General features: G+C 29.8%; 15 protein-coding genes and 3 pseudogenes. All 18 read left to right on the forward strand.

Features of this window, described 5'->3' with window-relative positions; translation table 11 throughout:
- Positions 1–7 precede the first annotated feature (7 nt).
- Complete coding sequence (locus MKY77_RS01565) at positions 8–1,024, forward strand: radical SAM protein (RefSeq protein ID WP_339148473.1); 1,017 nt, start codon at positions 8–10, stop codon at positions 1,022–1,024.
- The gene (locus tag MKY77_RS01570) at positions 1,021–2,166 is read left to right on the forward strand and encodes a glycosyltransferase family 4 protein (protein ID WP_339148475.1); all 1,146 of its coding nucleotides are present in this window, start codon (positions 1,021–1,023) and stop codon (positions 2,164–2,166) included. The genes MKY77_RS01565 and MKY77_RS01570 overlap by 4 nt, the downstream gene beginning before the upstream one ends.
- A 21-nt stretch (positions 2,167–2,187) precedes the next feature.
- Complete coding sequence (locus MKY77_RS01575; RefSeq protein WP_339148476.1) at positions 2,188–3,006, forward strand: glycosyltransferase family 2 protein; 819 nt, start codon at positions 2,188–2,190, stop codon at positions 3,004–3,006.
- The gene (locus tag MKY77_RS01580; RefSeq protein WP_339148478.1) at positions 3,003–4,112 is read left to right on the forward strand and encodes a radical SAM protein; all 1,110 of its coding nucleotides are present in this window, start codon (positions 3,003–3,005) and stop codon (positions 4,110–4,112) included. The genes MKY77_RS01575 and MKY77_RS01580 overlap by 4 nt, the downstream gene beginning before the upstream one ends.
- Positions 4,109–4,378, forward strand: a complete 270-nt coding sequence (locus tag MKY77_RS01585; protein WP_339148479.1) for an acyl carrier protein — start codon at positions 4,109–4,111, stop codon at positions 4,376–4,378. The genes MKY77_RS01580 and MKY77_RS01585 overlap by 4 nt, the downstream gene beginning before the upstream one ends.
- A 98-nt stretch (positions 4,379–4,476) precedes the next feature.
- Positions 4,477–5,472: a radical SAM protein gene (locus MKY77_RS01590; protein ID WP_339148480.1), complete on the forward strand. Its 996-nt coding sequence runs from the start codon at positions 4,477–4,479 to the stop codon at positions 5,470–5,472.
- Between the two features lie 12 nt (positions 5,473–5,484).
- Complete coding sequence (locus MKY77_RS01595; RefSeq protein ID WP_339148481.1) at positions 5,485–6,162, forward strand: PIG-L family deacetylase; 678 nt, start codon at positions 5,485–5,487, stop codon at positions 6,160–6,162.
- Between the two features lie 3 nt (positions 6,163–6,165).
- Complete coding sequence (locus tag MKY77_RS01600; RefSeq protein ID WP_342515624.1) at positions 6,166–7,206, forward strand: DUF4872 domain-containing protein; 1,041 nt, start codon at positions 6,166–6,168, stop codon at positions 7,204–7,206.
- A 42-nt stretch (positions 7,207–7,248) separates the two neighbouring features.
- Positions 7,249–8,238 (forward strand): ATP-binding cassette domain-containing protein, encoded by a 990-nt coding sequence (locus MKY77_RS01605; protein WP_339148483.1) that lies wholly within the window; start codon positions 7,249–7,251, stop codon positions 8,236–8,238.
- A 1-nt stretch (position 8,239) separates the two neighbouring features.
- Complete coding sequence (locus MKY77_RS01610) at positions 8,240–9,034, forward strand: ABC-2 family transporter protein (protein WP_339148484.1); 795 nt, start codon at positions 8,240–8,242, stop codon at positions 9,032–9,034.
- 105 nt (positions 9,035–9,139) lie between these two features.
- Positions 9,140–9,829: an ABC-2 family transporter protein gene (locus MKY77_RS01615; protein ID WP_342515625.1), complete on the forward strand. Its 690-nt coding sequence runs from the start codon at positions 9,140–9,142 to the stop codon at positions 9,827–9,829.
- 325 nt (positions 9,830–10,154) lie between these two features.
- Positions 10,155–11,177 carry a glycosyltransferase gene (locus tag MKY77_RS01620; RefSeq protein WP_342515626.1) on the forward strand — a complete coding sequence of 341 codons (1,023 nt, stop codon included), beginning with the start codon at positions 10,155–10,157 and terminating at the stop codon, positions 11,175–11,177.
- Positions 11,178–11,203: 26 nt separating this feature from the next.
- Positions 11,204–12,163: an aldo/keto reductase gene (locus tag MKY77_RS01625; RefSeq protein ID WP_339148488.1), complete on the forward strand. Its 960-nt coding sequence runs from the start codon at positions 11,204–11,206 to the stop codon at positions 12,161–12,163.
- A gap of 239 nt (positions 12,164–12,402) precedes the next feature.
- Positions 12,403–12,483: pseudogene (locus MKY77_RS01630) on the forward strand (VOC family protein); the annotation flags it as partial.
- 119 nt (positions 12,484–12,602) lie between these two features.
- A pseudogene (locus MKY77_RS01635) lies at positions 12,603–12,759 on the forward strand (helix-turn-helix domain-containing protein); the annotation flags it as partial.
- 247 nt (positions 12,760–13,006) lie between these two features.
- Positions 13,007–13,280: pseudogene (locus MKY77_RS01640) on the forward strand (IS21 family transposase); the annotation flags it as partial.
- Positions 13,281–13,865: 585 nt separating this feature from the next.
- On the forward strand, positions 13,866–16,910 hold the full coding sequence (locus tag MKY77_RS01645; RefSeq protein WP_339148489.1) for a DEAD/DEAH box helicase family protein: 3,045 nt from the start codon (positions 13,866–13,868) through the stop codon (positions 16,908–16,910).
- A gap of 370 nt (positions 16,911–17,280) precedes the next feature.
- Positions 17,281–18,921, forward strand: a complete 1,641-nt coding sequence (locus tag MKY77_RS01650; RefSeq protein WP_339148490.1) for a hypothetical protein — start codon at positions 17,281–17,283, stop codon at positions 18,919–18,921.
- Positions 18,922–19,082 lie beyond the last annotated feature (161 nt).

The following is a 19,082-nucleotide window of genomic DNA, read 5'->3' on the forward strand; positions in this document are numbered from 1 at the left end:
CGGTACGATGGAAAATAAATTAAATTTTTTTCCAAAAGTTGCAATTATTCCTGTTACCTATAGGTGTAATTCTAAATGTGTAATGTGTAACATCTGGAAAGATGATCAAAAGGATATGGAAATGGATCACTTATTAAATGTTTTTGATGACCCATTATTAGCTCAAAATATCGAATCAATAAATTTAACTGGCGGTGAACTTACACTCAGGAAAGATGTGTACGACATAATTAAAGGGTTATTAGAGAGATGTCATAAATTGAGAACTGTAACAATCAACAGCAATGGCTTCTTACCAGAGCGACTTAAAAGATTAGTTAGTAATATTCTCGACTTGAAACAATATTATCAATTTGACCTTTATTGTTACTTATCAATCGATGGTATGAGTGATACACATGATTTGGTGAGAGGCGTAAATGGTAGTTATTCAAAAGTATGGGATTCATTGAATATATTGAAAAGTTTAAAAAAAGAGCATGATTTTAGATTCTCAGTGAATTTTACTATAAATAGAGTTAATTATAAGGAATTATATGAAGTGTATAATAACTTAAAAAAAATGAAAATTAAGATGGACTTTACATATGGAATGAGGTCCCCAATTTATTTTCAAAATGATGAATTAGATTCATTGGATATGGACAGTCAGCTTATTAGAGATCATGTTGCAGATTTTATCGCAGCTATAAAAAATGAGGGATTATTAACTAATTCTCTCTCATATTATAAAGATCTTGTAAACATGTTGAAAGGCTCAGAAAGAAAAATTGGGTGTATATTCTCAAATTCAGGGTTTTTCCTCCATCCTAACGGGGACGTATATAGGTGCTGGATTTACGATAAGAAAATAGGTAACGTTTATAATCAAAGTTTTTCACAAATTTGGACTAGTTTACTTGCTAAAGAGACAGAAGAAGGGATATTAGATCGGTGCAAAACGTGCTATAACAATTGCTATGCTCAATTTAAAAGAATTGACTCAATAAACTCTATTATTACAAATGGGCTATTAAGCAAATGAATATAATCTTACTAAGTTCTGAAAATCCGTATGATGCACAAAATAATGGAGGAATAGGCACTTATACAAGAGAAATGGCTGAAGGCTTAGCAAATGCTAATAATATTGTACATATTATTACACTAGAGGCTAATAAGGGGCAGAAAACTAAAATTTTTAGTGAAAATATTAACTTACATATTGCTGGAAGTTCAGGTTTAAGTCCTTTTGAAACTACAAAAGTGTTTCTTGCTAAGATAAATGAGTTAATAAGGCAATACAAAGTTGACTTTATCGAATCTCCAGAGTGGATGGGACAAGGTTTAGATATTGTAAGTAATGTTAGCATCCCATTTAGCACTAGATTTCACACTCCGTTATATTTAATTGAAAGAATAATGCTAGGAAAAAAGTTATATAGTTGTCAAGAAGAAATTAAGTTAATGGAAAAAAAACAATCTATGCAATCTTGCTTTACAACTTCCCCTAGTAAAGATTTAGGCGAAATAATTCAAAGAGATTGGGGCATTCTGTCTAATGTTATTCCTAACCCAATTGATGTGGATAAAATTAATCATGATTATGTTAAGAACCCCTTAGAACCCCAAGTTTATGGTGATTATATATTATATATAGGACGTTTGGAATTAAGAAAGGGAGTACTAGAACTGTCTAAAGTTGTGAAAGATATTATGAAAGATTTCCCTACAATTAAATTTGTTTTTTGTGGTAGAAATTCAATATACAGAAGGCCTTACACTTTTAAAAAAATGATTATAGATGAAAACCTACTATTCAAAAGCAATCTAATCTTTATAGAACATGCTACCTATCTTGAGAAACTGACATTAATAAAAAATGCTAAGGTTATTGTGCAACCATCATTATGGGAAAACTTCTCATACGTTACTTTAGAATCACTGGCACTGGGTGCCACTGTTATTGCTTCTGAATTTGGAGGAAACAAAGAAATGATTGAACATTCGAATAATGGTTATCTGTTTAATCCCTACAAAAAAGGTGAGTTAAAGAAGCGGTTAATAGAAGCTTTAGACGATGAATGTAAACTAAAACCAGAAATCGTTATTCAAAGTATTAGGGACAAATTTGACAGTAAAGTAGTCATACCAATGTATCAGAAATTAATTGAGTCTAACTTGTAAAGAACTTAGGAGATGACTTGAATGGGCGATTACATATACAGTATTTGTATCCTGACACTTAACCACATAAATATTACTAAAAAATGTTTACAGTCTCTATTAAAATCAAAAATTAATGGAAAAACAGAATTAATTATTGTTGATAATGGATCGAGTGATGGAACAGTTGAGTGGTTGTTGAGCTTCAAGAAGATACATTCTGATGATAACTTATCTATAACTATAGTATTAAATGATGAGAATAAAGGTTGTACGGGTGGAAGAAATCAGGCAATGTCTATTGCAAAAGGAGAATTTATAGTAATTGTTGATAATGACGTTGAATTTATTGAAGAGAATTGGCTAATAGAACTACATCAATATTATTTAATAAATGAAAATATAGGAATTATTGGTCCAAAACTCAACTATGCATGTCAGCCTAGTGTTATTCAATCAGCAGGGTTAGAGATTACTGAAACTGGAAAGGTGATATTCTTAGGAGAAGGACAACATGAAACAAGAAAAGAGTTTAACACAATAAAAGAAGTAGATGCTTATCAAGCAGCATGCTGGTTATTTAAAAAGAGCATAATTGAGAAAATTGGGTTATTTGATGAAGCATTCTTCCCAGTGCAGTATGAAGATATTGATTATTGTTTTAGAGTTAGAGATATAGGACTAAAAATTATATATTATCCATATGTTAAAGTTCTACACCACCAACATATAACAACTAAACAAACAAACCAATTAAATTACTCTAGGATAACAGTAAAGAACGGAATGCTTTTTCGAAAAAAATGGAAACATATTTTCGCGAAAAATAAAGGTAATCTTCATGAAGGGGAAATAGTATGACTGTTGGTACTTATAGGATTTTAAAAAATGTATATAAAAACCTAGATGAGTTCAAGGAAAAATGGAAAAAGAATATAGGTTATAAACCACTAGACGTTGAGATAAGGGTTAATTGGATATGTAATTTCAAATGCGAAATGTGTGGTTTAGATGATTATATTGCAGAGCAAGAAAAAAGTAGACAATATGTGATGAAACTAGAAGAAATAAAGAAGGTTTTAAATGAGCTGTCAGCTATGGGATGTGAATGCGTTACATTTTCAGGTGGCGAAGCTACGCTTCGTAAAGACTTGACTGAGATTATTCATCATGCTGCAAAAGTTTGTAATATGAAGGTATCATTAAACACTAACGGGTCAAGGCTCGATAAAAACAGGATAATAGAGCTAATCGAAAACGGATTGGGGAATATAACGTTTTCTATGGATAGTCCTGATCCTTTAATTCACGACAAAATTAGGAAACATAAAGGGAACCATGCTCAAATAGTTGAAAATATAAAAGTAATTAATAATTATAATGAAGTAAATGGAAAGAAAGTATTTATATTTATTAATAGTGTAGTAATGAAAAGGAACATTATGTCATTATCTGGATTTACTAGGCTTTATAAGGAATGTAAATTTGATTACCTTACATTTACCCCTGCCAGTATAGATACCCCCTGGGATGAATGGACCGCTAAGTCAGAAGCTTTAAGAGTAACTACATCAGATGTAATTGAATTTAAGAATAATATAATGCCAATATTTGAAAAGAGTGATTTACCATTTAAAGTTACTGATCCATTTGGCGACACTGTTGAAGAAATTGAGTTAAATAGGCATGCTAAATTTTCTAATAGGCCTAAAGATTGCTATATTTCTACTACTCATGCAGTCATTCAAAGTAATGGAGACCTAATCCCTTGTTGCTATGCGCCTGATAATTTTACCATGGGAAATATTGTAGATGAATCATTTTCTTCAGTTTGGAATAATACAAAATATGAAAAATTTAGAAACGGTTGCAAGGGTGTAAGTTACGATATGTGTAAGAGTTGTAGACAATATGTGTCAGTAAATAGTCAGTTAACAAATAAATTTAAAAAGGAGCTAGTAAAATGATTACAAATGAAATTAAATATCAGGAAATAACAATGACTGTAAAACAGATGGTAAAGGAACAATTAGATTTATCTCAATCGTTAGAAGAAATTGAAGATGAGATAGTTTTTGGAACTGCTTATGGATTTGATTCGACAGCATTATTAGAATTTATTCTACAATTAGAAGAACATTTTGATATTGTTATTCCGGACGAAGATTTATCTATCTCTGTATTTGGTTCAATAACTAGCATAACTAATTATATTATTGAGCAAAAAGGATAATTTAAATTAGGACTATATAGATTTAATTTAATTAGAATAATATGGTCCTATCTGATTAATAATGTGAAGTTATAATAATAACTAGTTAGGAGAGTAGGATGATTAAAGTATTAGTTTTCCCAACTACGTATATCTGCGATGAAAGATGTATCATGTGTACAATTCCGGGGAGAGAATCAACGGATCTTCCTGTTGATTTTTTTGAAAGGTTTTTTAGTGATGAAAATTTATCAACACTACAATCAATAAATCTTACAGGTGGGGAACCGACACTAAGAAAAGATTTAGACAAAATAGTACAAATGATAATGAGGCATTGTCACCAATTAAAGGAGATAATAATAAATTCAAATGGATCAAATCCTAATAGAGTAATAAGTAGAGTTACAGATGTATTAAAAGTACTAGATTCCAAGGTTAAATTATGGGTTAACATCTCACTTGACGCCTTAGATGATAAAACATCTGACTTTATTAGAGGAAGGAAAAACACAGCTACAAATGCAAAAAATTCTCTTTTAGGCTTGAAAAAATTATCCACTAATCATAGTAACCTAGAGGTAGGGATTAATACAACAATTACATCTCAAAATTACAATAAATTAAGGGATATATTTGAGTTTGCAATAATGAATGACTACTTTTTAGATTTTTCATATGCCACTGTTAATACAGCTTATATCAACAGTGCACCACTAGCTCATAAATTTGTTATGAATCAAGAACAAAAAAATGAAGTTATAGAATTCTTAAAATCTATTTCCTATGAAAAGATCGGATCTACTAAGCATTACTTTAATAAGTTAATCGAACGTTTAGAAGGAGTAAAAGGAAATAGAGAATGTGTTTTTTTTGACAGAGAGGGAGTGCTTTTAGAAGCCGATGGTAAAGTTAGAGTATGCGGCATGACAGAAGATAGTTATTTAGGGGACCTAAATAGTGAATCTACAAAAGATATACTCAATAAATGCACACCAGATTTGTCAAAAAATTGTAGTGTTTGTGAAACAAATAGTTATTTTAACTGGACAAAAACAGCCCAAGAAAAAATAAGTCAAGATATGTTTGATTCCATAAAATTATTAAGGTCGTAAAGGAGCTTAAAAATGAATGTTTTAGCTATTGTTGCTCATCCTGACGATGAAATAATTGGAGTTGCTGGTACTCTATATAACCATATACAAAATGGAGATAACGTGAAAGTTATTATTTTTGCTGAAGGGAAATCTTCACGGTGTGAAAATTATGAAGACTTCGACTTAAATACTCTAACTGATTACGAATATGAAACAAAAAATGCATTGAATATTTTAGGTATATACCAATATGAATTCCTTGCTTTAGCAAACAACAGATTAGATAGTTATGACTTTTTGGATATAGTTAAAAAAGTTGAAAAATTAATAGTAAGCAATTCACCTGATGTAATATATACACATTATTATAAAGAGATGAATAATGACCATAATATTCTTAGCAAAGCTGTTCTTACAGCTGCAAGACCTTTACCCGGTAGTTTAGTCAAAGAAATACTCCTCTTTGAAACATTATCATCAACGGAGTATGCACTTTCATTAGGTGAATCATTTACTCCTAACTTATTTGTTGACATATCTTCCTCTATAAATATAAAGCTGGAGGCTATGAATGCATACAAAAGTGAATTAAGACTCCCTCCACACCCAAGAAGTATTGAACTAATTAAGAAAAATGCTGAGTTATGGGGGGCAAAAATTGGGAAGAAAGCTGCAGAAGCATTTATAGTTTCTAGAATATTAAGGTAAGTGATGAAATTGAAAAATAACTTCTCTAATTCAAAATATAAATTATGTTATCTTTCTGCATTTTTGGAGCTTATCAACTTTTATTCTAATCCAATAAATGAAGGTACACTTTTTGCATTAACAGAGGGACTAAACTTTGAATATTGCTACATAAATAATGGTAGCATGGTTACTAAACCAAGTAGTATGGAAGATTGGATTTGTATATTAGGGGCAAAGACAGAAGTCATTCCTAGCATTAATAAATATTTTAATATCAACTTTAAAGAAATGGTTTCCTCCAAAGAAGGATTAATTGAGATAATAAATAAAAATTTATTAATAAAGAGTCCAGTAATAGTTTCTGTAAATGTCCATGATTTATATTATCACCCGTTATTTAATAAGTTTAATGGTGAATCCCAACTTATCCTACAAGACATCGATAAAAATGGAGATGTCTGTTTTTTAGACTGTCATATTCCATCCTCACCAGTAAAGCGTTTTGAAGGGGTTATTCCAATTAACATAATAGAAAATGCGCTATGGCTAGACTCGAACCAAAAATCAACTATATATACGGTTCACAAAAGTGACATTAACGAAAAAATTACAAAAGGAATACTCTTAAATAGTATGTACAATAATTGTAGATCCTTACTGAATGATAATAAATATACCGGAATAGCAGGTCTGAAAAATTTAGCATTCGAGTTAGAGAGTTGGTCAGATTTTTGGACTTCCCCCAAAATGCAAACAGTGTTTCAACAAGCTTACTTCCATATTCAAAATAGAGGAGGACCTGCATTAACAAGATTAGTTTATGCTGAAGTTGTGAGAGATGTATTATTAAAACATTGTAAGAATGAACAATGCATCTATGAATTATATGAATCATTTATAGATATATCTAAAAACTGGACTAGTTTGGCAGGTGTTTTTTTTAGAGGCTATTATAAAAATCCGGAACTTTATATCGATAAAATTAGGGTTATGATTAACGAAATATCTAATAAAGAAGAAGAGGCACTTTACAGATTAATTAGATTAATAGAAAAGGGTTAGATTAAGCAAGAATATTCTAGTGTCAAAAAAGGAAGTGAAAAATTGAGTGAAATAATCTTGAATAATGTTTCTAAATATTATAAGTCGTACAAAATACAGAATGGAATTAAAGGAAGAATATCTGATTTTGTAAATAGAAAATACTTTAATATCCCAGCTGTTTCAAATATGAATCTAAAAGTTAATAAAGGCGAAATTGTAGGTCTATTAGGTGAGAATGGAGCAGGAAAGACAACAACTATGAAATTAATGACCGGTATACTTCATAATTCTTTAGGTGAGATATCCGTTCTAGGTCATACCCCTCTACATAGAAAAAAACAATTTCTCAAATCAATTTCTTTTGTTATGGGAAATCGCAGTCAATTAATTTGGGATCTGCCTGCACTAGATAGTTTTAAATTCCAAAAACACATATATGAAATACCTAACAATACTTATCGATTTAATTTGGAAAGGTTAGTAAGTTTATTGGGGGTTGAGGAGCTTCTAAATATACAGGTCAGAAGGCTGTCGTTAGGCCAGCGAATGAAAATGGAATTAATAAATAGTCTATTACATCATCCCCAAGTGGTTTTATTGGATGAACCAACAATAGGGCTAGACTTACAATCTCAGAAGAATATAAGAAAGTTCTTATTGGATTATAACAGGGAAACTAATGCTACGATAGTTTTAACAAGTCATTATATGGAGGATATTAAATCAACTTGTAAAAGAATAGTAATTATGAGAAAAGGAGAAAAAGTATATGATGACAATATAACAGAACTAAAAAAGAACTTTAATATAAAGAAAACTATCCACCTTACTTTTGAAGGGACTCCTAACATTTTTGAACTAGAGAGAATAGGAAAAGTTATGAAAAAAAGTGAAAACCTTATAGTATTAACCCCCTTTAAATTTGATAAATATATTTTAAGTAATATCGCTTCCCAATTTCAGGAAGTTAGAGATATTTCAATTCAGGAAGAAGATGTATCAAATCTAATCGAAAATATCATGTATAAAGATAGTAGGAATGTGAACTAATATGGGTTATAGAAAGTATTTATTTGCATTTAAAGTTTACTTTAATGCTAATCTTCAATATAGGTTTAACACTATGTTAAATATAATCCTTTGGAATCTAAGTATTGGAGCATTAATTTTGTTCTATTCTACAATATATGACGGTAGACAAGAAATCAATAATTATTCATCCTCAGAAATGATTAATTTTATTCTGATAATAAAATTAATTACATTATTTATGTTCCAAACCGTATGTTATGAAGTTGCGGATACTATAAAACAAGGTAATTTAAGTAAATACCTCGTAATGCCACAAAATTATTTTTTATACTTATTTTTTAAGACAATGAGCACCAAGATAATAGAGTTGATTTGTGGATCAATCCTAATTAGTATATTAATGCTAATACTAAGGGTAAATTTAAAAGTAAGTTTCTATAATTTTATCTATGTTATTATTGCCGTTGCCATTGGCACAATAATAAGCTTTCAGATAGGTATAATAATTGGTTTGCTAGCTTTTTGGCTAGAAGAAATTTTTGCCCTGATATGGACCTTAATGGTAGTTATCAGTTTAATTTCTGGTCAGATTATTCCTATTGACTTTTTCCCTAAAAATATTTCAAATATTTTGGAATATCTACCAACTGCTTCAATTGGTTACTTTCCTACAAAAATAATAATCGGACATTACACAATCCAAGAAATGAATAGCTATATAATAGTGTTTTGCGGTTGGATAATAGTTTTAACATTAGTTAGCATGCTTTGTTGGAAGATGGGCTTAAAGAAATTTTCTGCTGTCGGTACTTAATTAATTGTAAAGGATTTAAGTTAAATGATTCGATATATAAAGATATTTACATCTTCTTTTCATATTTCATTAAAAAGGTTATTAGTATTTCGTTTTAATTTCTTTATGATGTTAATACAGAATCTTTTATATTCCTTTTCAGTAATAATATCTATTGAGTTACTATTCAATTTCATTGATGATATCGCTGGTAATAATAGATCAGAGGTAATTATAGTATTTTCTTCTGCACTTATTATTAACGGCATATATAGAGGAGTTTTTAGACCTAATCTTCTTTTATTTTTAGATTCAATCAGAATGGGCACATTTGATTTTATGTTAATAAAACCTATAAGGATAGGTTATCAAATTTTGATTGGAAGATTTGATTTCCCTAGTCTATTTTCAATTATATTTCCAATGTACATAATCTTCTTTGAACATAGTATTAATATTTCTAAATTTTTTATATTTATGATTTTAATTTTTACAAGTTCATTATTAATTGGACTGATTATGTTGATAATTTTTTCGTTATCTTTTATTTTTGTCAATATCCAAAAGATTGATGAGAGTTATTATACCTTTATTTCAATCATAGAAAAACCTAAGGAAATTTATCCGAAATTTATTGCTTCAATACTCTATATTTTTCCGCTGATACCAATAGCTAATATTCCTTCAAATTATCTTTCGAGTGGTTATGAAAAATTTGATTTAATATTATTGTTTACGCTCACAACTCTGTATTTTTTTATTGCAACAATAGTTTTAAGTCGAGGGGTAAGAAAATATGAAAGTGCAAGCAATTAATTAAAACACTGGAGTTGGGCCAAGAATATACTGATATTTTTTACTTTTAATCATAAAAATCTATTATATGAAAAACTAAATTGTATAACCCCATTAATAATAGCTCAAAAAGAAAAAACTGAATTTATAACAAATTTAAGATGAAGTACAAGCTAAACAGGGTTCAGCTTAATAAAAAAATATTGGTGGCTTTGTTTAAAGACACTTGTTTATGCGAAGAGCATAGGAAGCGTTCAGAAAATTTAAAACTACTGCTTGTAAAACAGGATGAATGTATTAACAACTAATCAATGGAAATTAATAAATAATAATCCTATTAAGGAGCATGACAATGAGAATATCGTGTGTAATTCTTACAAGAAACGAAGAAGCAAGAATAGCACAATGTATTGATTCTTTATTAATACAGAAAGAAGTTGTTAAATATCTTGAGGTAATCATTGTGGATGGACATTCGACTGATTCAACTAGAGAAATAGTTAAAACTTATGTAGACACATATAGTGAAGTAAAATTAATTGAATGTCATAAATGGGGTTATAGCTACCAAAGAAATATAGGGGTAAATTGTGCAAATGGAGACTATATTTTGTTTATTAGTGGAGATGCTTATTCATCAAAAAATTTATTAAAAAAATATGTATCCTATATAAATCTAGGTTATGAGGTTATTCAGGGGTCAATAATTAATATAAGTAATGCAAAATTTTTCAGTAAGATCATGAGAACATTATACCCATCTATCTATTCTAACTCAATGAACAACAAAGAAGATGAAAGTTTTTCCACAGTAAACGTGTTAATAAAAAAAGATTTATTTAATTTGGGTAAGTTTAATGAAAGTATTAATTCAATGGAGGATAAAGAGTGGTTTGCTAAAATACAAAGCTTAAATAAAGTTAAATTTATAAGAGCGAAAGGTGCAGCAGTTCATCATCACATTCATGAAGACTATAAGCAATATTCAAAAAAAATATTTAAAGAAGCAGTAGCTATTGGAAATATAACCATTAAAGAAAAATCAAAAAAATATAATTACTTTGGATGGCTGTCACTAACAAACCAAATAATTACATTAATGTTGTTTACCTCTATATTTCTTTTTGTTTTTCCAATTATCCCAAATACCTTCTTTACAATTGCTGTTTTCATAATAATGCTTTTACTCCCAATAATATTTAAGATACAAAGAAAGTACCCGAGAAATAACACTCTTAAGTATAATGAAAAGATTGCGTTAATAATATATTTTATATCTTTTTATATAATAATTCCTATTGGAATTACGAAAGGCAAAATAATAGGGTTAAAGAATTTGTATCTCTTAAAAATAACTAGTTATAGATAAAGTCGAATATTTAAAGGAGCATTAGAATGAAATATAATAGACTTGGTAGTAGTGGCTTAAAAATCAGTGAAATTAGTATAGGAACTTGGATGACAAAGGGGATAAAAGATAAAGAATCTTTTAATGAAATAATTAACAAATCAATGGATCTTGGAATTAATTCATTTGATACTGCTAACGTTTACGGAAAAGGGCAAGGTGAAGCACTACTAGGCAATGCATTAAAAGATAAAAAAAGATCTGACTTTGTTGTTTCATCAAAAGTTTTCTGGCCAGTAGGTGGTGGCCCTAACGATTACGGACTTTCTAGAAAGCATATTATTGAGCAATGTGACAATAGTTTAATGAGATTAGGTCTTGATTACATTGATATATATTACTTTCATAGATTTGATAAAGAAACCCCTGTCTTTGAGAGTCTCAAAGCAATGGACGATCTTATTAGAAGTGGAAAGGTGTTATATTGTGGAATAAGTGAATGGACTTTAGAAGAATTGATAGAAGCAAAAGAAATAATTGAGAAATACCACTTTGATAATATCATTGTCAATCAAGTAGCCTATAATTTACTTAATAGAAATATAGAAAAATTTATAGCAACCCCTTATTTTGAAGATATCGGGGTAATAGCATATTCTCCTTTAGCACAAGGTGTACTTACTGGTAAGTATAATTTAAATCAAGAACCACCGAATAAAAGTAGAGCAGCTATTATAGGAAATAGTTCATTTTATTGGTACCATAATCGTAGGAATATCGAGATTGCAGAAAAATTAAACCACCTTTCTGATAACATCGGGACTACAAACTCAATACTCTCTTTAGCATGGGTTCTCAAAAACCGCTCTATTTCTAGTGCTTTAATTGGAGTAAGCAATATTAGGCAATTAGAAGAAAACGTTAAAGCTTGCGAATTAAATATTCCTAACGATTTGCTACTTGAATTAAATCAACTATCGGATAACGCTATGTTCAACGTTAAATAAATTGAAAAATTATTTATGTGTGGATAAGTGACTATATTTAATAATTATTAAGTAAGAAGCGAGAAATCCTATACTCTAAGGTTATTAAATGTAGGTTCAGATATAAACCATTTCCGTTTATTAATCAGACTAGATAAGGCCATTTATTATGGTTTATTATTTATTATTTATATTTTTAATATCCTCTTTTTTGCATGTACCTCCGGGGCAAAATGCCTCGGTTATCTACGCTTCATGTCACCGTTGAAGATATTGACGAAATGGCATCTAGACTCACAAAGCATAATGCTCACCTCGTTGGCGAAGTGGTTCAGTACGAGTATGTAAACGCTAGAATAAAGTTGAAAGTTTTCGCTTGATAAGACTTTACCCTTTTCTTCTATTAACTTCCATTAATAAAATAGAAGTTGACGTTATTTTACTGGAGGTTAGGGTTTTGGTGGAGAAGTTAGTGTTTAAAAGGAATCATGAACTACATAAAGCAAATTTAAAGTAGCACAAATCTCTAAGGAGCTTAAGGTTTCAAGACAACTGTCTATAAGTATTTAAAAATGACATTTGAAGAGGCCAGAGCATACACTGAACAGCCTTTAGGTGTTTCTGCCCCCCTTAAATTACCTAATGCTGATGGTATTGCCTGTCCAGGATTAGTCGATTATAATGTCCGTATAATTAAAAAATTTCCAACATTAATAATCCTGGAGAAAGTAAAAGACGCCTCCCAAAATATATAACTGCGCAAACAGTTATACGGGAGACGTCCCACCAAAAAGTATATGGTTATTGCATGAGGTTATCAGCGTTTTGAGAACACTCTTACTGGAGTTTTTAGTTAGGGGTGTTCTCCTCGAAAAGCAACACTTAAAGCCAGTTTCTTCGTTACTCCGTCCCACTAGGAACTTATGTATTGAAGTAACAGATGAAAAGCATAAGACACTCGTCATCCGTAAAGAAGCAAATGGTGAGGTAATTGCCCAGCATATTATTAGCTCAGAAAAAGTAAGCTCATTCAAAATTGACATCATATCAGTGATTGTTCCAAAGAGGTTGAAGAGTTTAAACAGACCTAAACTCTCACTTTGAAAATCAGGCCAAGACAACTGCTTATTTCGATGAAAAGTAATGGACATGGAAGGCAATATCATTTATTTGTAATATCACTTCTAAATCTAAAGACAAAACTATTTGATTCATGATCTAATTTTTAAACACAAGGACCCTTCTTTTCGATGAGATTTTGTGTGGTAACTTTATTTTATTAGAAGTAGTCCTTATTTTAATTCCAAAATAAACAAAGCCGGTGAAATTTTAATCATTGTAAAATTTCACCGGTTTTTTAATTTAGAGGAGGGTTTTGTCCCAGCCTCTTTTTTGTTTGAAATAATTTTATGAAGTTATTTTTGTTAGAGAAAATTAAACATAAACGAAGCTGTTTAACATCTCCAAAAAATTGATTTGTTGTCTGCACCTGCAAAGTCCATTGATTCAAGTGTATCAGCACAAAACTTTTATTAAGTTAATTAAAAGATTATATAGACAGGGTTGATTTGGGAAGATATACAGTTATAAAATTTACACTTTCGTTCTAATACAAACGAAGGTGTTTTATTTTAGGCAGGAATATAAGGTGATTTGTCGAATAATGTAAATGGTAATCTTAATGGTAAAATTAGTATTATATAAAATTTTAGGGTGAACAATTATGAGTTTAATTAAATGGGAACACCGTTCAGTAATATCTTCTAAATTAAGAACTTATCAACTCAAAGCAATTGAAACTTCTTTAAGATATATAAAGAGTTCTTCAGTTAAACAAGCATTAATTAAAATGCCAACGGGAACAGGTAAGACATTCGTAATAGGTGTTTTAGCATTATTTATAAAAGGGTGCAATAATGTTTTAATTGTTTCCCCTTCTTCGGCTATTAGAGAGCAACTATATAAGGAAATAAAGAAAAATTTGTGGGAAAAACTGAACATTGATTTGGAAATTAAAAAATCAATTGAACGTTTATTTCCCAAAAATGCTTCTGACTTAGTGGATAAGGAAGATAATAAGGTATTCATCACAACTATACAGGCTTTAACTCAAGTTAAAAATGAAAACGAGGAATTGTTTAATACTTTAAAAGACAATGTTGATTTAATTTTGTTTGACGAAGGGCATAAAGAGCCAGCGAATACTTGGAGTGAGACAATTAGAAGTTTGGGTAAGAAAACAATTCTGTTTACTGCTACACCGATTAGAAACGATCATCATATCTTTAATATTGATGAGGAGTATTTTTATAATTACTCACTAATAGAAGCAATAGATGAAAAAATTATAAGAACACCTGAATTTATATATCTAGATCAAGATATATCACCCTCAGAAGTGTGTGTTTTTGTCGATATGATCATAGAATTAAAAAGAAGGTTTGAAGAGGAAAACAATTTTGAACCCAAAATTATCATTAGATATGCAAATTTTAATGATTTGGAGACATCAATTGATTATTTAAATAGCAAAGAAGAAAAAGCAATCGCTATCCATGAAAGATTTATTAATACTAAAGATGATGAATCTAAATTTCAAAACGTACCCACTGAAAATGATGCAATTTATTGGTTAGCTCAAAATAAATTAGTCGAAGGAATTGATGATAGTAAGTTTGCCATATTGGCTATTTATGGTGGATTTGATAATGCAAGGTCATTTATACAACAGATAGGAAGGACGGTACGGAAAGAAAGACCTAATAGTAGTCTTGAAAAGAGTTGGATAATAATAAATCCTTCTGACAATTATCTTGAAGATATCTGGAATACTTATGTTGACTATGAATCAGATAAAACTCAAAGAGATAAACTTCCTACTAATAACTTTAAAAATTTTTTCCAAAACTTTTTATCAAATCAGCCAGACTATATTTACGGTGCTAGAAAATTCTTAAAAAAATTTGATAATCAAACACCAATGGAATTTCGAGATACGCTTTTCCGTTATAGGTTACCTTTAAAAGTAAATATATTTTCATTAAAAGACGAGGCATTAGGGGAGTTTCGATTTGATAACTTGCTAAATGAAATAATAAATCAGAAAGGGCTTTCAAACGAGTATGTTATTAATAAACATAAACATGAAAGCGAAGATATGTATGTTGTTATTTATACTAAGTTTGGAAATTCTTCAATTTTGAGTAATGAATCATTTGTAGAAGTTAAACTTGGATTGTTTTTTTTATGGTTAAAAGACAATTGTTTATTTTTTTATGATACTACCAATTATATACCGAGTATAATCTTTGATTTATCAGATCCGATAGATACCAACAAATTACAATTGCTTTTTAATGAGGATGCAGAATTTACACAGGTAACGTTAAAGAACGGAATTATAAGTCAAAATAACATTCATAGACAAGTTATAAATAGTCGAAATATGAAAAGTATCGCACCGAATATTACGGACAAATATAATTTTTGCACTACAATTACGGGTTCAGTTAATGAAATGGGTAGCAGAGGAAGAAGGTATATCGGTTTTTCAAACAGTAGGGTATCCGACGACTCGGGTTATATTCACCTAGCAGATTATTTAAATTGGATTAAAAAAATAGCTGATAAAGTTCTGAGTGGGACAGGTTTAGCAAATAGTTTTTTTCAAAGATATTCGCCTATTGTGGGTATCCCTTCAGATACTAATCCTATTTTAATTACTTTTGACTTTAATGATTTTGAAGACATTTTAGTCGATGAGAATGGGAGTAAAGTTAAAATTGAAGAATTAAATTACAAAATAGATAATAACAAGACTCAGTTGGAAGTAAATGGAGAAAAGGTTTGCTTCAAAGTTAATTTTGAAAACAAAAGATATAATTTATCTTTTGAGGATTACTCTTTAAACTATAAGTATCGTTTTAGTGATGATAAGATTACCGAAGATTATAGTGTACGCAAGAATGAGACATTGATTAGCTATTTAAATAGATATCAGGATTTTCATATTGTTACTAATGATGCGACACATATATATTACAAGAAAGAATTCACACAAAGTGGAATCTCTTTTGATGATCGAAGAATGGATGGAATTTTTGGTGAATATGAACTTAAAGATGATAAAAGGATTAATAGTGAAAAAGGAGATCTAGATGTCCGGCGAGAGGAGTGGGCCGAAGACTCATTATTCTATTTAGTTTCTTCTTTAGGTGAGAACTTGGAGGAACAAAATGAAATTAAAATGACATTGAAAGAGATGGATTATTTAATTTGTACTGACCTGGAAAAAGAAATATCGGATTTTATTGGCCTGGATACTAAAAATAAAAGGATATATTTTATCCATTGTAAATCAAAAAAGGCTTCTTATTCTGCTTCTGCATTTCAAGATATTGTTTCTCAGGTGATGAAAAATCTTGACTACGCACATCCATTAAGTAATCGTGTTCCTAAAGATGTAGAAAAATGGAATGAGGATTGGAAGCTAAAAGAAGTGACTAGGAAGAGAGTAATTAAAGGGGATCTGGAAGCAAAAAAAATTTGGGATTTGATTAAACATTATCAAAGAGATCCAGAATCTGTTACCTACATATGGGCACTGACCGCAAATATGTTTTCTTTAAAGACGTATATCAATCAAAAGCAAGAAGATTTAAAACAATATCCAGAAATCATACAAATAGATTACCTGCTAATGTATACTTGGGCAGCTGTTCAATCGGTTGGTGCGAGATTTAAATTCTTTTTTGATAAAAAAAGTTAATTCTATATTTTATTGCTGAGTTCCAAGTGAAGTATCTTGGAAGCTGTGTTTTAGATACAGTAATATAGTAAAGTTTTTTACTTTTAAAAAAGGTGGGAAAAGTGAAAAGTCTCTCCTCAATACTGTTGGAATTTTTATTTTGTGCACGAGTAAATAGAAATATCACACCAACAGATTAAGAACATATATTAAACGGAGATTTCCTTTGGGAAAATGGAAAATGGGGTCACTATAATTCGCGGGCTAGATATAATTTTATCTGGCGTTACAAGAGAAAGTAGATAGAAGCTTGTCCTAATAGGTTTTTTTTCGAAATCTCCTGTGCCCTATTATTTAAAGGAATAATATTTATATAAGGGCAGTGTTACAAATGAAATTAAATAAATTTGATATATATATTCAGTCACTATTCGAAGATGAAAATTCCTTTTATTCGGCATCAGACTTGATTGAAATGCTTGAAAAGAAGTTTGGCATTACAAATAATTATGCGAGACAATTAATACTACGAGCTTCAAATGATAAGAATGTTATTAAATCAAGCGTGCCCTTTAGCTTTAATAAAGGTCAATATTATTATATGCATCCCTTAAGAAGCGTTAGCTTGGAAACTCTAACAGAGATTTGTAAAAAATATAGAAAACCACTATATAGATTACTTAGTCTCCTAAAAAAAAATAATGGAATTATATCTATGTATGAAGCTATAAAAATTACAGCTACTCCAATTTCTAACCCTGAGAAATACAAGACAATTTCTTTAAATAAGGATTTGGAAAAATTAAAAGAGTTAAACTTTATTACCGTAAAAACATACGTTAAAACAGGTGAACGATTCATTATTAATAAAAGTGAAGAGTCTTTTAGTGATGAACTGATAAAAAAGCATAGAGATAAAATGAGTGAAGATACGGTTTTTATTGTCGATATTATTCGTTGGCTTTCCAGCCATGGGTTTATCACGGGTAAACCCATCTATAGAAGGAAGGAAAATCCAAGTGTTGGAGCAGTATTAAACGACTATCTTTTTGATATTTATTCGTTTTCAAAAACAACAGGTTTCTATATAGGAGAACCAAAAAAGGAAGATAAGCAAACAATTATGGTTGCAGATATTCTTCTGAACAGAACGTATAATAATATTGATTTGGCTTCGTTTTATGATCGAGTACAATCAATTAGAAACAGTACAAAATTAGGAAGAAGTTCACGTAAAGTAATGCCTATAATTTTTTATATGGATATAGAGGATGAAACAAAAAAGCAGCTTAATAACCTTCATATTCTCAATTTTTCTATGGAAGATATATTGGGAATTAAGGTGAGGGAAATCCTGAATAATTTACAATCTTTGAGGAAATTAATCCAAGATAATTTTCAATTAACCGAAGCCGATAGTGTCAAAATTATTTCGACTGTTCAAGAATCGCTACGTTCTATCGAGGAGAGTGGCCAAATTGATAATCTTAAAAATATTAAAGGAGACCTATTTGAAACATTAATGTTTACTATTTTCACAAGCATGTTCATTAGAGCTAATGTTGAGCATTCTGTTTTTATAAAAAACCCGGAAGAACCCCAAAAACAGCCTTACGAATTTGACCTAGTTATTCAGGGTCGCGAAGAGATTATCATAGTGGAATTGAAAGGTTTTAAAAATACAACTATTATTAATTTAGGTCCAAAGGATGAAAAAAATACGGTACTATGGTTCTTTGGTAAAACCTATCCCATAGCGAAAAATTATTATTTTAAGAATTCAAGTTTAGAAAAGCGAGCAATAAAATGTTGTTATATCACAAGTGCGAGCTTTTCTGAAGAAGCATTAAATAAGCTGGAAGATTTTAATGGGACAAGCATTAAACCGAGTGAACTGGATTGTTATTATGATCGAAAAAAACTATTAAAGTTACTTAAAGAACATAAAGCATTAAAAGAAATAAGAGATACTACTGGTTTTGTAAAGACTATTGAAAAGTATTACCTTACGGAGGAAAAGAAAAACAAGTAAAAAAATAGACATGGAATAAAATTTTGGCACTAATAAACCCAAAAGGGAAAAGTCGAAGGAAACTAGTATTTATCTAAACTTCATCTCACCAAATTTATTAGCAATAACTGCTGATGTTTTCATTAGTAAGGAATTTATAAGATAACCATAGTTAGTAATAA

The organism is Sutcliffiella sp. FSL R7-0096, assembly GCF_038595065.1.
Taxonomy (GTDB): Bacteria; Bacillota; Bacilli; order Bacillales; family Bacillaceae_I; genus Sutcliffiella_A.